The sequence below is a fragment of the Serratia sp. DFXYC6 genome (genome assembly GCF_057196085.1).
On the sequence record NZ_JBXUNV010000001.1, the window covers coordinates 2,636,709 to 2,651,674 of the forward strand.

Genomic DNA, 14,966 nt, shown 5'->3' on the forward strand with positions numbered 1-14,966 from the left:
AGGCAGCATGCAGTCAGGCAATCAGACGTTTATCAATCAGCTCAAGGACATCGTCGGCGGCCCGCAGCTGTTGACCGGCGATCGCAACACCGAACGGTATCGCAAGGGCTTCCGCTCCGGCGAAGGCCAGGCGCTGGCGGTGGTGTTTCCCACCAGCCTGCTGCAGCTGTGGCGCATTCTGCAGGCCTGCGTGGCCGCCGACAAAATCGTCATCATGCAGGCCGCCAATACCGGCCTGACCGAAGGCTCAACCCCCAGCGGCAACGACTATGATCGCGATATCGTCATCGTCAGCACCCTGCGCCTCGACCATATTCAGGTGCTGGACAACGGCAAGCAGGTGGTCGGTTTTCCCGGCAGCACCCTGCACCACCTCGAGAAATTGCTCAAACCCTACGGCCGCGAACCACATTCGGTGATCGGCTCTTCCTGCATCGGCGCCTCGGTGATCGGCGGCGTGTGCAACAACTCCGGCGGCTCGCTGGTGAAACGCGGCCCGGCCTATACCGAAATGGCACTGTACGCCCAGCTAGGGGAAGACGGCCAGCTGCGCCTGGTGAACCATCTGGGCATCCGGCTTGGCGACACGCCGGAAGAGATCCTCACCCGGCTGGAAAAAGGCGACTATCGCCCGGAGGACGTCGAATACGGTGAGCTGCGCGCCTCGGATAACGAGTACGCCAGCCGGGTGCGCGACGTCGACGCCGACACCCCTTCCCGCTTCAACGCCGATAAACGCCGTCTGTACGAAGCCTCCGGCTGCGCCGGCAAGCTGGCGGTGTTCGCGGTGCGGCTCGACACCTTCGAGAAGGAAGGCAAAGAGCAGGTGTTCTATATCGGCACCAACGACACCGCGGTGCTGACCGAACTGCGCCGCCACATGCTGAGCCGGTTCGACAACCTGCCGGTGGCCGGTGAATACATGCACCGCGATATCTTCGACATCGCCGAGGTCTACGGCAAAGACACCTTTATGATGATCGACAAGCTCGGCACCGATCAGATGCCGCGCTTCTTCACCCTGAAAGGCCGCATGGACGCCAGCCTCAACAAGCTGCCGCTGCTGCCGCACAACCTGACCGACCGGCTGATGCAGGGCCTGAGCCATCTGGCGCCGAGCCACCTGCCGAAACGCATGAAAGAATACCGCGAACGTTTCGAGCATCACCTGCTGCTGAAGATGGCCGGCCCCGGCGTAGACGAAGCGCAGCGCTACCTGACCGAGTACTTCACCCAGGCCGAGGGCGCTTTCTTCGCCTGCACGCCTGATGAGGGCAAAAAGGCCTTCCTGCACCGCTTCGCCGCCGCCGGCGCCGCGGTGCGCTACCACGCGGTGCACGCCGACAAGGTGGAGGATATTCTGGCGCTGGACATCGCCCTGCGCCGCAACGACACCGACTGGTTCGAAACGCTGCCGCCGGAGATCGACAGTCAGTTGGTGCATAAGCTGTATTACGGCCACTTTATGTGCCACGTCTTCCACCAGGACTACGTGGTGAAAAAAGGCGTGGACAGCCATGCGCTGAAAGAAAAGATGCTCGAGATCCTCAACCGGCGCGGCGCCGAGTACCCGGCGGAGCATAACGTCGGCCACCTGTACCATGCCAAACCGGATCTGCAGGCGTTCTACCGCACTGCCGATCCGACCAACAGCTTCAACCCCGGCATCGGCAAAACCAGCAAACGCAAAGGCTGGGCCGAAGACCCCCGCTAAGAGCGCCCGATTGGCCTGCCGAGGCGGGCCACCTCACCTTCCTGTTGACCTTCAATGGCCCATTCAGCGTTCCGCACGCAGCAGCAAGGAGACGATGAACGCGCCCCCCAGCCCCGCCGTAATGATGCCGATGGGCAGCTCCTGATTGGGGATCAGGCTGCGGCTGAGCATGTCGCCGCCGGTCAGCAGCATCGCCCCCAGCAGGCCGCACATCGGCACGGACAAGCGGTGGCGCACGCCCACCAGGCGCCGTGCCAGATAAGGCACCATCAGCCCGACAAAACCGATCACGCCCGTCAGCGAAACGAGAAACGCCGTGGACAGTGCGCAGCACAGAAAGGTCTCGGTGCGCAGGCGCGCGACGTTGACCCCCATCGAATGGGCGGTGTGCTCGCCCGCCAGCAGCGCGTCCAGCGCCCGCCAACGCAGCGCCGTAAACCCGGCCAGCAGCACGAAACTCGCCAACGGAATGAACAGATTATCCCAACGCGCCAGCCCCAGCCCGCCCAGCGACCAGAACAACACCGAGCCGGCCGCCCGCTGATCGCCGGAAAACACCAGGTAGCTGGTGAGCGCGCTGAACAAAAACGAGACCGCCAGGCCGCAGACGATCAGCTGCTCGGCGCGCCTGACCCGGCTGACGCGAAACAGGATCATCACCGCCATCGCGGACAAAATGCCGCCGGCGAAAGCGGACAGCGGCAACGTCAGCGCGCCCAGCGCATCGCCGAAGCGCGTTATGACCAGCACCGCGCCGGCGGAGGCGCCGGAGGAGAGCCCAAACAGAAAAGGATCGGCCAGCTCATTGCGGGTGGTAGTCTGCAGCAACGCGCCGGTCATCGCCAGCCCGGCGCCGGTCAACGCCGCCAACAGGGCTCTGGGCATGCGCAGTTGCACGACGATGGTATCCAGCATGCCGGAGAGGGGCGCCGAACCGAGCCCTAACGCCGCCAACGCCTGCCGCCATGACAGCGCGACACTGCCCAGCTGCAGGCTCCAGATCATTAGCCCACACAATACCGACAGCGCCAACGGCGCGAGCAGCATAAATCGCCGGGTCGGCGAGTTCATTCAGCCTCCGGCGCGTACAGCGCCCGCGCCAGCTTTTCCACCGCGCCGATGTTGGCCGGCCCCGGCGTCAGCTCCGCATACTGCAGTTTCAGATAACGGTGGTGCCGTACCGCGGGGGTCAATTTCATCAACGGGTGAGACTCGAGGAAACGCCGCAGCGCATCGGCCCCCGAACCGGTCTGGTAATCCAGCAGAATGATGAAGTCGGGCTCGGCCGCCGCCACCGCCTCCCAGGACGCCGTCGTCCAGCTCGCCGGTAAATCGTCCATCACGTTGCGGCCGCCCGCCGCTTCGATGATCGCCGTCGGCATGGCGTATTTGCCGCTGGTAAAAGGCTTCTCCTCCCCCGAGTCGTAGACGAACACCTTGAGCGGTGGCTGACCCGCCGGTCTGGCGGGAAGCGCAGCCAACCGGCGCCGCCAGCCTTCAACCAGCGCGGCGGCCTCTTGCGGCTTGCCGAAAATCTTGCCGAGCTTCAGCTCATCGTCATACAGCAGGTTCATATCGGCCTTCTGCGGCCGCCCGCCGGCCTGCACGCAGCTCTCGCTCAACACCAGCGTTTTGATGCCGAACGGGGCGAGCTTCTCCGGCGTGACGTCGCCGCCGATCTTCATGCCGTAATTCCAGCCGGCGAAGAAGAAATCCGGCTGCGCAGCCAGCAACGTTTCCAAAGCGGGATATTTCGGCGCCAGTTCGGGAATGGCACCCATCGCCGCCTTGAAGTCGGGCGTCAGTTTGTACCAGCCGGTGATACCGGTCAGCCCGACAATGCGATCCTGCAGATGGAGCGCAAAAGCCATCTCGGCCATGTTGATGTCGTTGATGACGGCGCGTTGAGGCGCCTGGTTGAAGGCGATCGGCGAACCGCAGCTGTCTACGGTGACGGGAAATTTTTCGGCCACCGCCGCCCCACCGGCCAGCAGCAGGAGCAGGGGGAATACGCGTGTGTTCATATTTCTCTCTGGTTTATCAAGCGCAATGGGGAACGTCAAAAATACGCAGCGTTTTCCCGCTGACGGGGTGCGCCACCTTGAAACTGTTCATGCCGAACACCGGCAGAATAACCGGGGTCTGCAACACCGCCTCGGGCGTACCACAGGCTACCTGGCGGCTTTCGTTGAGCACCAGGATCCGATCGGCAAACGCCTCCGCCACGGGCAAATCGTGCAGCACCGCAATCACGGCGATATCTTTATTTTTCACTAACGACAGCAGCGCCGAGCGCCCGGGCGGATCGAGATGATTGGTCGGTTCATCCAGCAACAACAGGTCGGGAGACTGCGCCAACGCCCGGGCCAGTGCGGCGCGCTGACGCTGGCCGCCCGAGAGCCGCCCTAACGGGTGGCGCCTGAACGGCGCCAGCCCGGTTTCCCCGATGGCCTCATCAACGATGCACTTTCCCGTCGCAGAGCGTTCGCCATGCGGTAAACGGCCCAACGCCACGTAATCCTCAACCGAAAGCCGCAAATCCGGCAGATCGTTTTGCGCCAGAAAGGCGATGCTTCTGGCGCGCTCCGCCGCCGGCCACGCGGACAAGGCGCGCCCTCGCCAGTAAATGCCGCCGCTGTCCGGCCGCGTTTCGCCGATCAGGGTGCGCAACAGGCTGGACTTGCCGCTGCCGTTGGGGCCGATCACCGCCAGCTTCTCACCGGCGCGGAGCGCGAAATGGATGTTGTCGAGTATCAATGCCCCGCCGTGGCCGGTCAGGCTAACTCCATCAACATGGAGGATGTCGTGAGCTGAATTCATCATGCATGGATTGTTATATTATAACATATCAGTGTTTTTACCACGATTGCTCGCCTTCTGCAAAAGCGAATCGCAAACTCTTATGCCGCACGCGCTGCGTGAAGCAAGGCAGAGGGCAAGCCGCGCCCTGCGTCAAAACGGCGTGGTTAAAGCAACATAGCACACCTTTTTATTAATGATAATGATTTTCATTATCATTAATGTCTCTGTGATTTCCGATTGCACGCCCCGCTGAACTTGGTTATGTTTGAAGCGATTCGTCTCATTCCCGATTTTCAGGAACTCACATGACCTACCTGGCGCACAGTACAGATCCGACAAACGCGACCGTTCCGGCCGTCGTTTTGCTGTGTGCTTCCTCCGCCCCACCCGCCGTTTCTTCTGTCGTTTCTGCGGTTGCCGCTTACCCGCCACGCCTTGTGGTTGTGCGTTAAGCCAAACCGACTTTTTACCTCCGGCTTAGTGATCTGTTGCGTTCAGGCGTAGACCGCCGCGCGCGCCGGAGCCTGTAATTTTCACGACAGGTGAAATTGATATGCGATTACCTTCTCTCTGGGCCAATGCCGGCCTGGCTACGCTGTTCGTCCTGCTCTGGAGCAGCGGCGCGATCATCTCCCGTTGGGGATTGGAGCACGCCTCCGCCTTCGCTTTTCTGTTCTTCCGCTGCGCCATCGCGCTGGCGGTGCTGTTTGCCATCGGCCTGTGGCGGCGCCAGTGCCTGCCCGCCCCCGGCACCCGCCGGCGCGTCGCGCTGATCGGCGTGTTGATGATCGGCAGCTATCAGATCTGCTATCTGCTGGCGTTGGAACAGGGCATTACGCCCGGCGTGCTGGCCACATTGCTCGGCGTACAGCCGATCCTCACCCAGTTCATCACCGAACGGCGCTGCACCGGGCTGCGCGCATTCGGGCTGGCGCTGGCGATGGCCGGGCTGACGCTGGTGGTGTACCAAAGCCTGATGGTGGCTCATTTCTCGCCGAGCGGCATGCTGTTCGCCTTTATCGCATTGGGGAGCATGACCGCCGGCACCCTGCTGCAAAAGGGCATGACGCAGCCGCCGCTGGCGGTGTTGCCGCTGCAGTATGCCATCGGGCTATTGATGTGTACGCTGGCGCTGCCGTTTGAGCCGCTGCGGGTCGACTGGCGGCCTGAGTTCGTGCTGCCGCTGCTGTGGATGGCGGTGGTGATCTCGGTGCTGGCGACGTTCTTGCTGTATCGCCTGATCCAGCGCGGCAACCTGGTGCAGGTCACCAGCCTGTTCTATCTGATCCCGGCAGTGACCGCCCTGCTGGATTACCTGCTGCTCGGCCACGCGCTGGCCACGCTGAGCCTGTTGGGGATGGCGGGCATCGTGCTCGGCGTGATGCTGGTTTTCCGCCGCGCATAAAAGCAAAAGCCCCCGCGCCGTTCCACCGGCGCGGGGGCGATAACAACAGCCGTTAACTCAGAACAACCAGGAACCGTACCCCCACAGCAGCACCGTCACCCCAAGCAGCAGCTCGAGCAACAGGATGCCGATAGCGAAGGTCGAGCTGGAGAAGATGAACCCTTCCTTACTGTCGATATTCAGGAAGTGCGGGATCCCCAGATTCAGCAGATAGCCCGAATAGCACAGGCCGATAATGCCGACAAACAGACACAGCCAGACGACCGGATAGAGCGCCACAATCCCGCTGAGGAACATCGGGGTCGCCACGTAGCCGGCGAACACCATGCAGCGGTGCAGGCTGGGGCGCGATTCATAGCGCCGCGCCATCCAGTGAATGACTTTCCCCATGGCCGCTACGCCCGCCAGCATCAGCAGGTAGAACGCCACGGCGGTATAAAGCGCGGTAAACATGTCGAGCCTGATGGCATGTCCCTCGCCGGAGAGCCAGCCCAACTGGGTGGTGCCGATAAAGGCGCAGACCACCGGGATGGCAGCCAAGAGCAACACGTGATGGGTGTATAGGTGCGAGACGCTTTCATTCTCGCTTTTGATCTGTTCGAACTCGGCGCTGGGATGCGCCAGAAGTCCCCAAACATGACTGACCATGAGACACCTCCAATCTCGCCGTAGGCCGCGATCGGCGAACGAATTTCACACCTCTGACGGACTGCTACCCGTGCGAGGATTGCGGCCACGGGGCTCTCTCCCCTGTACTCATTATAGTCTTTCGGCGAAAAAACGTGCGGAAAGCGCAACGCCGCGGCGCTTTGTCTTATACTCCCACCATGAAAACCAGGCTGTGAGGAAGGTCATGTCATCCGTTATCACCACCCGCCAGGCGGGGATCGTCGACGTCGAAGCCGGGCGCAACGTTACCGTGATCGAACCCTGCAATCTGTACGGTTGCCGGCTCGGTGACGATGTCTTCGTCGGCCCGTTCGTCGAGATCCAGCGCCACGTCAGCATCGGCGCGCGCAGTAAAATTCAATCGCACAGCTTTATCTGCGAATACGTCACCCTCGGCGAAGCGTGCTTTGTCGGCCACGGCGTCACCTTCGCCAACGATCTGTTCAAAGATGGCGCGCCCAATGCCGATCCGGCCAGCTGGGGGCGCACCTGCATCGGCGATCGGGTGTCCATCGGCTCCGGCGCCACGATCCTGGCGGTGGAGATCTGCAGCGACGCGGTGATCGGCGCCGGGGCGGTCGTGACCCGCGACATCACCCGCAAGGGGATCTACGCCGGCAACCCGGCGCGTCTGCTGCGGGAGCTGCCGTAATGAACCCGGCCATCCGCATCGCGGCCATTGAGACGTTGCCCGACGATTATCTGGCCCGCGGCGATTTCAGCTTCACCATCGCCTGTTACGCCCTGCCGCAGTTCGACAGCCCGGTGGACAGCTGGCCAACCCGCCCGGTGGCACCGTTTCGCAAGCAGTATCCGCTGGCGCCGTTCGCCAACGAAGACAGCGTGACCTTCCTGGCGTATCGCCAGGACGACGCCGTTGGCCATATTACGCTGAGCAAAAACTGGAACGGTTACACCCTGATCGACGAGATCGCGGTCAGCGCTGACGCGCGCCGTCAGGGCATCGCCGGGGCGCTGCTGGACTGCGCCAAACAGTGGGCGCGGCAGCAGGAAACCTCAGGTATGATGCTCGAAACGCAGAACAACAATCTGGCGGCCTGCCGCTGCTACCAGCATTACGGGTTTATTCTCGGCGGCATCGATCGTTTGCTGTACCGCGCCGAGCCGGAGATCGCCGATCACGAAATCGCGCTGTTCTGGTATTTGCCGTTCAATAGCGAAATCGGTTACTGATTTATCGATTGCCATTGAGGCTATGTTTACTTTTTAACCCCTACCATCGGATGAGAACTGTTATCACTTACTCTGATAAGCCAGCGACACCCAGGGAGGGCCGTATGAACCAGAACAAGGTTGTTTTACTGATGTTAGCTATCGCCATGAGCGGATGCGCCGATCGCCCCACCGCCGTCACCCCCGCAACGCCGCCGACCGACGCCGCCGTTTCGCCGCCGAACCTGCAACCGCAGATAGACGCCAGCACCCGCAGCAAGCTGCGTGAGATCCTCGCGCTGCGCGCCGGTTGGCCCGCCGCGCAGCCGCATGGCCGCACCGTCGATTTGATTTCGCGTGAATTCCTCGGCACGCCCTACCTCGCCAACCGCCTGATCGGCTCGCAGAGCACGCCCGAGCAACTGGTGATCGACTTCCGCGGGCTGGATTGCTTCACCTACATCGATTATGTGGAAGCGCTCAGCACCGCCCGCAGCGAGACCGAGTTCGTTCAGCGTCTGGTAGACATTCGCTACGTCGACGGCAAAATCGCCTTCCCACAGCGCAAACACTTCTTCACCGACTGGGCGCAGCGGCCGAAAAAAGTGGTCGAAGACATCACCGCCCAGCTCAGCCCACACGCCGTCACCCTCGTGAAAAACCTCAACCAGAAGGCGGACGGCAGCAGCTACCTGCCCGGTTTGCCCAACGTACAGCGCAGCGTGACCTACATTCCCAGCGACAGCGTCGACGACAAGGTGCTGGCCCAACTGCGCACCGGCGACTACATCGGCATTTACACCAACCTCGCCGGGCTGGACGTGACCCACACCGGCATCTTCGTGATGACCGACAACGGCCCGGTGCTGCGCAACGCCTCTTCGCGCAAAGCCAACATGCGGGTGGTCGATTCGCCCTTTATGGATTACGTGATGGCTACGCCGGGCATCGTGGTGCTGCGTTCGCTCAGCCGATAACTCCCCGCTGCATAACGGCTATAAGCTATAGCCGTTTATGCTGAACGAGCGTTTGACTTCATCGGCGGTTCAGGCTTAGCTGTAAGAACAAAAACCAACTGATTTTATTGTTCTTTTCAGGGAGACTTCGATGACCTTACGCTGGCGTATCACCCCTCTGGCGGCGGCCTTCGCCGCCGTATTGGCGCTGCAGGGCTGCGATCAAAAAACCGACCAAAACCATATCAAAGTCGGCGTCATCAACGGCGCGGAACAGGACGTGGCGGAAGTCGCCAGGCAGGTGGCGAAAGAGAAATATGGGCTGGACGTCGAGCTGGTCGGCTTCAGCGGCTCGCTGTTGCCGAACGACGCCACCGACAAGGGCGAATTGGACGCCAATGTGTTCCAACACCGCCCATTCCTCGAACAGCAAAACAAAGATCACGGCTACAAGCTGGTGGCGGTCGGCAATACCTTCGTCTTCCCGATGGCCGGCTACTCCAAAAAGATAAAATCGCTGAAAGAGCTGCCGGACGGCGCGGTGATCGCCATCCCGCTCGATCCGACCAACCTGGGGCGCGCCCTGCTGCTGCTGGAAAAAACCGGGCTGATTAGCCTGAAGCCTGGTAAGGGGCTGCTGCCTACCGCCCTGGACATCAGCGCCAACCCGCATCGTTATCAGATCATGGAGCTGGAAGGCGCGCAGCTGCCGCACGTGCTGGACGATCCGAAAGTCACCGTCGCCGTCATCAGCACCACCTACATCAACCAGACCGGCCTGTCGCCGACCAAAGACGGCATCTTCATCGAGGATAAAGACTCGCCGTACACCAACATCATCGTCACCCGCGAAGACAACAAGGACGCGCCGAACGTGCAGAACTTCATCAAGGCCTATGAGTCGGATGAAGTGGCCAAAGCCGCCGAAAAAATCTTCAACGGCGGCGCGGTGAAAGGCTGGTAAATTCGGCCACCATCAAGGCGGATTCTGCGTACGAATCCGCAATATTTCACTTTCATTCCCCGTTTCCTTACGCCACACCTTTCTCTAAAAGCAAAACGCCCGCATGCTCATTCCTCCATAACACGGATTGTTCACAACAAAGGAGTGTCTCGATGCCGATCAAATTTGCCCCCAAGGTCGGGGAAATTCTTGAGTGCAACTATGGCAACTATCCCCTATCAGTCTGCCAACCGCATGAAGCCGGCTTTTATGATGGCCACATTCCACCAGAAATGGTGAAGAACCGTTTAGTTGTTGTGTTAAATGGCAAAATTAACGGCAACGCCTGCATTATCGTACCGCTGTCGACCACCAGAGATTCGAACAAGATCGAACGGGGATTGCACATCGAAATTACGCGTGAACTCATCGAAGATATGAGATTCTTTCATCCGCAAACCCGCTGGGCAAAGGGCGATCTGGTGCAGCAAGTCAGCCGCCAACGGCTGAACAGAGCCCGTAAAGAGAGAGGCTTTCTTACCCAGTGTCTGTCGCGCGAGCTTGTTGCTGACATACAACGCGCCGTCATTAAGTCGATCAACGCCAAAAATATGCTGTTCTGACCAGTACGCTGTTGTTGACAAAACAGACAAATCAGGTGAAATTGTCGCCGTAGCCGATAAAGGCCCTTATGCTATACCCTCCCTTTCAGGGACCTGCGAAGCCCAGCCATCCAGCTGGGCTTTTGCCTATCAAGCGCCCACCGATTTTTAAAACGTCATCTTTTCTTCCCGCTCTTGACCCTTACGTGGCGTCAGGCTTTAGTATCCTGGCACGCACAAGGGAGGAGCTACATATGTTATTGAAAGTCGGCGAACTGGCGCGCCGTTCCGGCATTACCGTTCGCACACTGCATCACTACGACAGCATTGGCTTGCTGGTCCCTTCTGCGCGTTCCGACGCCGGTTATCGTTTATACAACCGGGCTGACATCACCCGCTTGCACCACATCCAGGCGCTGCGCCGGATGGGCGTTTCGCTGGCGGAAGTCGGGGCAATTCTGGCGCGTTCAGGGCTGGCGCTTCCGGCGGTGATTGAGCAGCAGATCGCCATGTTGGACCAGCAGTTGGCACAGATCGCCGCATTGCGCGGCCGGCTGCAATACATGCATGCCCAACTCTCCGCCGGGCACGAACCAGAACTGAACGACTGGCTAACTACGTTGGAGTTAATGACCATGTACGATAAATACTTTACCGCCGATGAGCTGGCGCAACTGCCGTTCTACCAGGCCGATCCCACCCGCAATCAGGAATGGGCTGCATTGGTGAGCAGCGTGGGACAACTGATGGCGGAAGGCGTCGAACCTCAGGCGCCACAGGCACAGGCGCTGGCGCGCCGCTGGATGCTGATGCTGGAGCGCGACACCGCCGGCAACCCGGCCTTTCTCACCCGGCTGAACGCCATGCACGCCGACGAACCGTCGATGCGCGAACAGACCGGCATTACACCGACGATGACGGACTACATCACCCGCGCCTTTGCCGAAACCAAGCTGGCTGTCTATCAAAAATACCTGTCGGCGGAAGAGTACGCCTATGTGCGTCAACACTATTTCACCCGCCTGCAGGAGTGGCCGGCTCTGATCGCTCAATTCCATCAAGCGATGAACGACGGCATACCGTCCGATTCGCCGGAGGCAGTGCGATTGGCGGCCAGTTGGCTGGCGCTGTTCCAATCCTATGCAGGCACCAACCCGGCGACGCAAATGAAGATCCGCGAAGCGATGGAACGGGAACCCTCGCTGACCGAGGGCACCTGGCTGACTCCGCCGCTGCTGGCCTATCTGCGCCAGGCCGTGACCCGGCTGATGCGCGGTTGACGACCCCATAGGGTTTTCTTATCTCACCATAAGAAAACCCGATTTACCCCGGCGGCAAGCGGCGCGCATAATGGCGTTTATCCACTGATTTTCAAGGTAAACAGACCCGCCATGACGCTCTCCGCTCCCGTACTCAGCCTCCTTGACGCCACACCGGACGATATGGCCGCCGTGCAGCGTATTTACACCCACCACGTGCTGCACGGAGCCGCCTCGTTTGAAGAACAACCGCCGACGCGGGCGGAAATGCAGCTGCGGCTGGCCAAGGTGCAAGCAGCCGGGCTGCCCTGGCTGGTGGCGAAAAGTGAAGGCCGTATTGTGGGCTACTGCTATGCCACGCCGTATCGCCCCCGGCCGGCTTACCGCTTTACCGTGGAAGACTCGGTGTACATCGCCGAAGGGCAGCAGGGCAAAGGCGTCGGCAAGGCGCTGCTGAGCGCACTGATCGCCCGCTGCGAGCAAGGCCCCTGGCGCCAGATGCTGGCGATCGTCGGTGATTCCGCCGCCAACCGCGGCTCGCTGGCGCTGCACCAGTCGCTCGGCTTTACCAGCGTCGGGACGTTAAAGGCCGTGGGATTCAAGCTGGGGGAGTGGCGCGACACCCACATCATGCAGCGCGCGCTGGGCGCGGGCGACAATCAGCATCCTTGAAGGCATGGCGACGCACGATAGGGAGTTAGCGTCTATAGTGAAGAGTGATTTCATTGAGTTAGCGCCAATCGCACGCCACCTTTAACCGGTAAGGGAGAATCAAATGAAAATTATTCTGTGGATAGTCGCCATCATCTTTATCGTGGGTTTGTTGACGATTACCGGCGTTCTCAAACTGATCTTTTAATGCGCTTAATACGTCCCGCCCCTTCCGGGGCGAGACTTTTCATCATGCCTTGAAACGCGCGCGTACCGCCCCCAGCGCCGATACCACCGCCAGCACCACGCCGCCGGCCACCAGCCCGAACGCCACGTTCAGCAGGGCCGGAACCACACCCTGCAAAAGATGGCCAAACGTCGGCACCACGGTGGTGTACGAGGCCCAATCTTCGAACAGGTGATGCACCGGCGGCAGACCGTGGGTCAGAATACCGCCGCCGACCATAAACATGGCGACAGTGCCGACGATCGACAGCGTTTTCATCAGATAAGGCGCGGCGCGCACGATGCCGCTGCCGATGGCGCGCGCCAACGCGCTGCCTTTGCGGCTCAGGTACAGCCCCAGATCGTCCAGCCTGACGATGCCAGCGACAATGCCGTACACACCGAGCGTCATCACGACGGCGATGCCGCACAAGACGATCACCTGCTGGCTGAAGGTGGCGCCGGCGACCGTGCCCAAGGTGATGGCGATAATCTCGGCGGACAGCACAAAATCGGTGCGTATCGCCCCTTTCACCTTGCGCTTCTCATAGGCTGCGGCATCCTCATTGGCGCCGGGCCCGTCCGATTTTTCCTCCTGTGCCGCCTTGCCGTGGCTCAGGCTGTGAAACACCTTTTCGAACCCTTCGTAACACAGGTAGGCGCCGCCCACCATCAGCAGCGGCGTAATCGCCCAGGGCGCGAAGGCGCTGATCAAGAGCGCCAACGGCACCAGGATCGCCTTGTTGATCAGCGAGCCTTTAGCGACGCTCCACACCACCGGCAGCTCGCGGTCGGCTTTAACGCCGGTGACCTGCTGCGCGTTGAGCGCCAGATCGTCCCCCAACACCCCGGCGGTTTTTTTCGCCGCCATCTTGCTCATTAAAGAGACATCGTCCAGCAATGAGGCGATGTCGTCGATAAGGGTAAGTAAACTACTTCCTGCCAAAATGATTCATCCTTTTCATATTCACGGGCCATTCTATGTTTAGCATAGCGGTAAAGCGTCATAAAAGGATATGGGAGGATCTCGGAAAACGCCGGGTGGACGTTAAGCCCCCTCGCCCGCCAGCCCCTCATCGGATCCGATAGCGGACACACGCGAGATATGTTGAAGGACAAGGCGATGGGCATCAAAGACGCACGATAAATGCGTACTCCCCTCAAGCAAACCCAATGCCACATGCACGCTGCCATGCTGTTCAACGAAACGCTGCATCGCTTGCGCATTGAACAACTCGTCCTGCGCGGCCGCCAGCAGCAAAGTCGGTAATCGCAGCGCCGCCAGTTGCTTGGCCGGGGCGCGAGGCGTCAAGGCGTTAGCCATATTGACACTGTATTGGCAGACAAAATCGGGGGCGGCGGCCAGTACGGCCGGGGGAAAATTCAGGCTGACCGCCCGAGATTGCCCGAACCATCGCCCACCGCTAAGCGCATTGGCCACAAAAGGCCATTGACGCACCTGGGCAAAACGAGCCGCCGCCAGATCGCGGGCTATGCCGGAAAATGGCCCCAGCTCGGGCGCCAGCAGGATCAGGCTATCCGCCTGCTGCTCGCAAGGATAGCGGGTCAGGTAGTTGAGCAACATCCCGGCGCCGCTCGAATGGCCCAGCAGGTGCCTGCGCGCCAACGGAAAACGCAGGCGCATTTCCGCCAGGATGACATCGACATCGCGCCAAATACGCTCAGGCCGCTCAACCGTCCCCCGCTCTCCCGTGGAATCGCCATGTCCGCGAATATCCACCAGGCACACCGCGAGCGTTGGCTCGGCCGCCAACTGGCGCGCAAGAACGTCATACCCGGCGGCGCTGTTAACCCCGCCGCCGTGATACACCACCATCACGTCTGCACTCGCGGCAGTTTGCCGATACAGGCGATAGCTCAATCCCTCAACGCGACCGGACGACATCTCCACGTGCCCGCCCGGCCACTCGCCGTAAGACTTCGCTTGCTCAACATAGCGGTCAAAATCAATCAAAGCGCACCTTTCCATGATGTTGTCGGTATTGCCCACGGCAGAACTCCCTGCCACCACGGGGGTAAGCATATGAAACAACCGCAGGCGCTACCATCCCTTTTGCACGCCCTTGGCGTCAGGGCAGATCGCCCGCCGGCACATTGAGCTGCCAGGAGAGGCCGAAACGATCGTTCAGCCAACCGAACCGGGCGCTGAAGCCGTAGTCATCGAGCGGCATCAGCACCTTGCCGCCTTCCGCCAGCCGGTGGAACGCCCGCTCCAACGCTTCTTCGTTAGGCAGGTTGATGAACAGCGACACCGCCGGGGTGAAGCTGAAGTCATGGCTGATCGGGCTGTCGATGAACACCAGGTTCTGCCGGTCGAAATCGATGGACGCATGCTTGATCAACCGCCGGCCGTCCGGCGTCGGATCGTAATGCTGCACCTGCATGAGCCGAAAACGCTCGAACACCTGGCTGTAAAGGTCGATCGCCCGCTGCGCCTCTCCCTGGAACATGACAAAGGTCGAAACCTGACTCATAACATCCCCTCCGACAATCGTTGTGGTATTAATGGAGGATAGCGGATTACCGTTGAAGCGGCGGAAAGGAGC

17 protein-coding genes are annotated in these 14,966 nt (G+C 60.7%); 10 read left to right on the top strand and 7 right to left on the bottom strand.

The genetic code is table 11. The annotated features are described in order from the left end of the window. The first annotated feature begins 7 nt into the window (after window positions 1-7). Window positions 8-1,714, top strand: a complete 1,707-nt coding sequence (dld, locus tag AC2CGQ_RS12915) for a D-lactate dehydrogenase (protein WP_261438196.1) — start codon at window positions 8-10, stop codon at window positions 1,712-1,714. Window positions 1,715-1,777: 63 nt separating this feature from the next. Here dld and AC2CGQ_RS12920 read toward each other — a convergent pair whose 3' ends face one another. Genes AC2CGQ_RS12920 through AC2CGQ_RS12930 form a run of 3 tightly spaced genes read right to left on the bottom strand, consistent with a single transcriptional unit; the run spans window position 1,778 to window position 4,471 of the window. Then, window positions 1,778-2,785 (bottom strand): FecCD family ABC transporter permease, encoded by a 1,008-nt coding sequence (locus AC2CGQ_RS12920; protein WP_015377058.1) that lies wholly within the window; start codon window positions 2,783-2,785, stop codon window positions 1,778-1,780. After that, entirely contained in the window at window positions 2,782-3,738 is a 957-nt protein-coding gene (locus AC2CGQ_RS12925) for an ABC transporter substrate-binding protein (RefSeq protein ID WP_166444959.1), read from the bottom strand. The genes AC2CGQ_RS12920 and AC2CGQ_RS12925 overlap by 4 nt, the downstream gene beginning before the upstream one ends. A 16-nt stretch (window positions 3,739-3,754) precedes the next feature. Continuing rightward, window positions 3,755-4,471, bottom strand: a complete 717-nt coding sequence (locus tag AC2CGQ_RS12930; RefSeq protein ID WP_088381355.1) for an ABC transporter ATP-binding protein — start codon at window positions 4,469-4,471, stop codon at window positions 3,755-3,757. Window positions 4,472-5,069: 598 nt separating this feature from the next. Here AC2CGQ_RS12930 and AC2CGQ_RS12935 point away from each other — a divergent pair. Then, window positions 5,070-5,921, top strand: coding sequence for a DMT family transporter (locus AC2CGQ_RS12935; RefSeq protein ID WP_088381354.1), 852 nt, complete (start codon window positions 5,070-5,072; stop codon window positions 5,919-5,921). Between the two features lie 57 nt (window positions 5,922-5,978). On the opposite strand, the gene AC2CGQ_RS12940 is transcribed toward AC2CGQ_RS12935, so the two are convergent. Next, on the bottom strand, window positions 5,979-6,569 hold the full coding sequence (locus AC2CGQ_RS12940; protein WP_004939641.1) for a Yip1 family protein: 591 nt from the start codon (window positions 6,567-6,569) through the stop codon (window positions 5,979-5,981). Window positions 6,570-6,774: 205 nt separating this feature from the next. On the opposite strand from AC2CGQ_RS12940, the gene AC2CGQ_RS12945 reads away from it, so the two are divergent. The 8 genes from AC2CGQ_RS12945 (at window position 6,775) to AC2CGQ_RS12980 (ending at window position 12,382) form a co-directional block, all read left to right on the top strand. Next, window positions 6,775-7,242, top strand: a complete 468-nt coding sequence (locus AC2CGQ_RS12945) for an acyltransferase (RefSeq protein ID WP_004939644.1) — start codon at window positions 6,775-6,777, stop codon at window positions 7,240-7,242. Then, complete coding sequence (locus tag AC2CGQ_RS12950; RefSeq protein WP_103085812.1) at window positions 7,242-7,784, top strand: GNAT family N-acetyltransferase; 543 nt, start codon at window positions 7,242-7,244, stop codon at window positions 7,782-7,784. The genes AC2CGQ_RS12945 and AC2CGQ_RS12950 overlap by 1 nt, the downstream gene beginning before the upstream one ends. 104 nt (window positions 7,785-7,888) lie before the next feature. Beyond that, complete coding sequence (locus AC2CGQ_RS12955; RefSeq protein WP_172574557.1) at window positions 7,889-8,740, top strand: DUF1460 domain-containing protein; 852 nt, start codon at window positions 7,889-7,891, stop codon at window positions 8,738-8,740. A gap of 130 nt (window positions 8,741-8,870) precedes the next feature. Next, entirely contained in the window at window positions 8,871-9,683 is an 813-nt protein-coding gene (locus AC2CGQ_RS12960) for a MetQ/NlpA family lipoprotein (RefSeq protein WP_015377051.1), read from the top strand. A gap of 152 nt (window positions 9,684-9,835) precedes the next feature. Further along, window positions 9,836-10,285 carry a type II toxin-antitoxin system PemK/MazF family toxin gene (locus AC2CGQ_RS12965; RefSeq protein WP_004939660.1) on the top strand — a complete coding sequence of 150 codons (450 nt, stop codon included), beginning with the start codon at window positions 9,836-9,838 and terminating at the stop codon, window positions 10,283-10,285. Between the two features lie 233 nt (window positions 10,286-10,518). Next, a complete protein-coding gene (locus AC2CGQ_RS12970) occupies window positions 10,519-11,544 on the top strand; it encodes a MerR family transcriptional regulator (protein ID WP_015377050.1) in 1,026 nt (341 codons plus the stop codon). 111 nt (window positions 11,545-11,655) lie between these two features. Continuing rightward, window positions 11,656-12,195, top strand: coding sequence for a GNAT family N-acetyltransferase (locus tag AC2CGQ_RS12975; protein WP_015377049.1), 540 nt, complete (start codon window positions 11,656-11,658; stop codon window positions 12,193-12,195). A 103-nt stretch (window positions 12,196-12,298) separates the two neighbouring features. After that, window positions 12,299-12,382, top strand: coding sequence for a small membrane protein YohP (locus AC2CGQ_RS12980; RefSeq protein ID WP_016928643.1), 84 nt, complete (start codon window positions 12,299-12,301; stop codon window positions 12,380-12,382). A gap of 42 nt (window positions 12,383-12,424) precedes the next feature. On the opposite strand, the gene AC2CGQ_RS12985 is transcribed toward AC2CGQ_RS12980, so the two are convergent. The 3 genes from AC2CGQ_RS12985 to AC2CGQ_RS12995 form a co-directional block, all read right to left on the bottom strand. Further along, the gene (locus AC2CGQ_RS12985) at window positions 12,425-13,345 is read right to left on the bottom strand and encodes a DUF808 domain-containing protein (protein ID WP_004939666.1); all 921 of its coding nucleotides are present in this window, start codon (window positions 13,343-13,345) and stop codon (window positions 12,425-12,427) included. Window positions 13,346-13,447: 102 nt separating this feature from the next. Further along, complete coding sequence (locus AC2CGQ_RS12990) at window positions 13,448-14,410, bottom strand: alpha/beta fold hydrolase (RefSeq protein WP_254071067.1); 963 nt, start codon at window positions 14,408-14,410, stop codon at window positions 13,448-13,450. A 79-nt stretch (window positions 14,411-14,489) separates the two neighbouring features. Next, window positions 14,490-14,894 carry a VOC family protein gene (locus AC2CGQ_RS12995; RefSeq protein WP_015377047.1) on the bottom strand — a complete coding sequence of 135 codons (405 nt, stop codon included), beginning with the start codon at window positions 14,892-14,894 and terminating at the stop codon, window positions 14,490-14,492. Window positions 14,895-14,966: the final 72 nt, after the last annotated feature.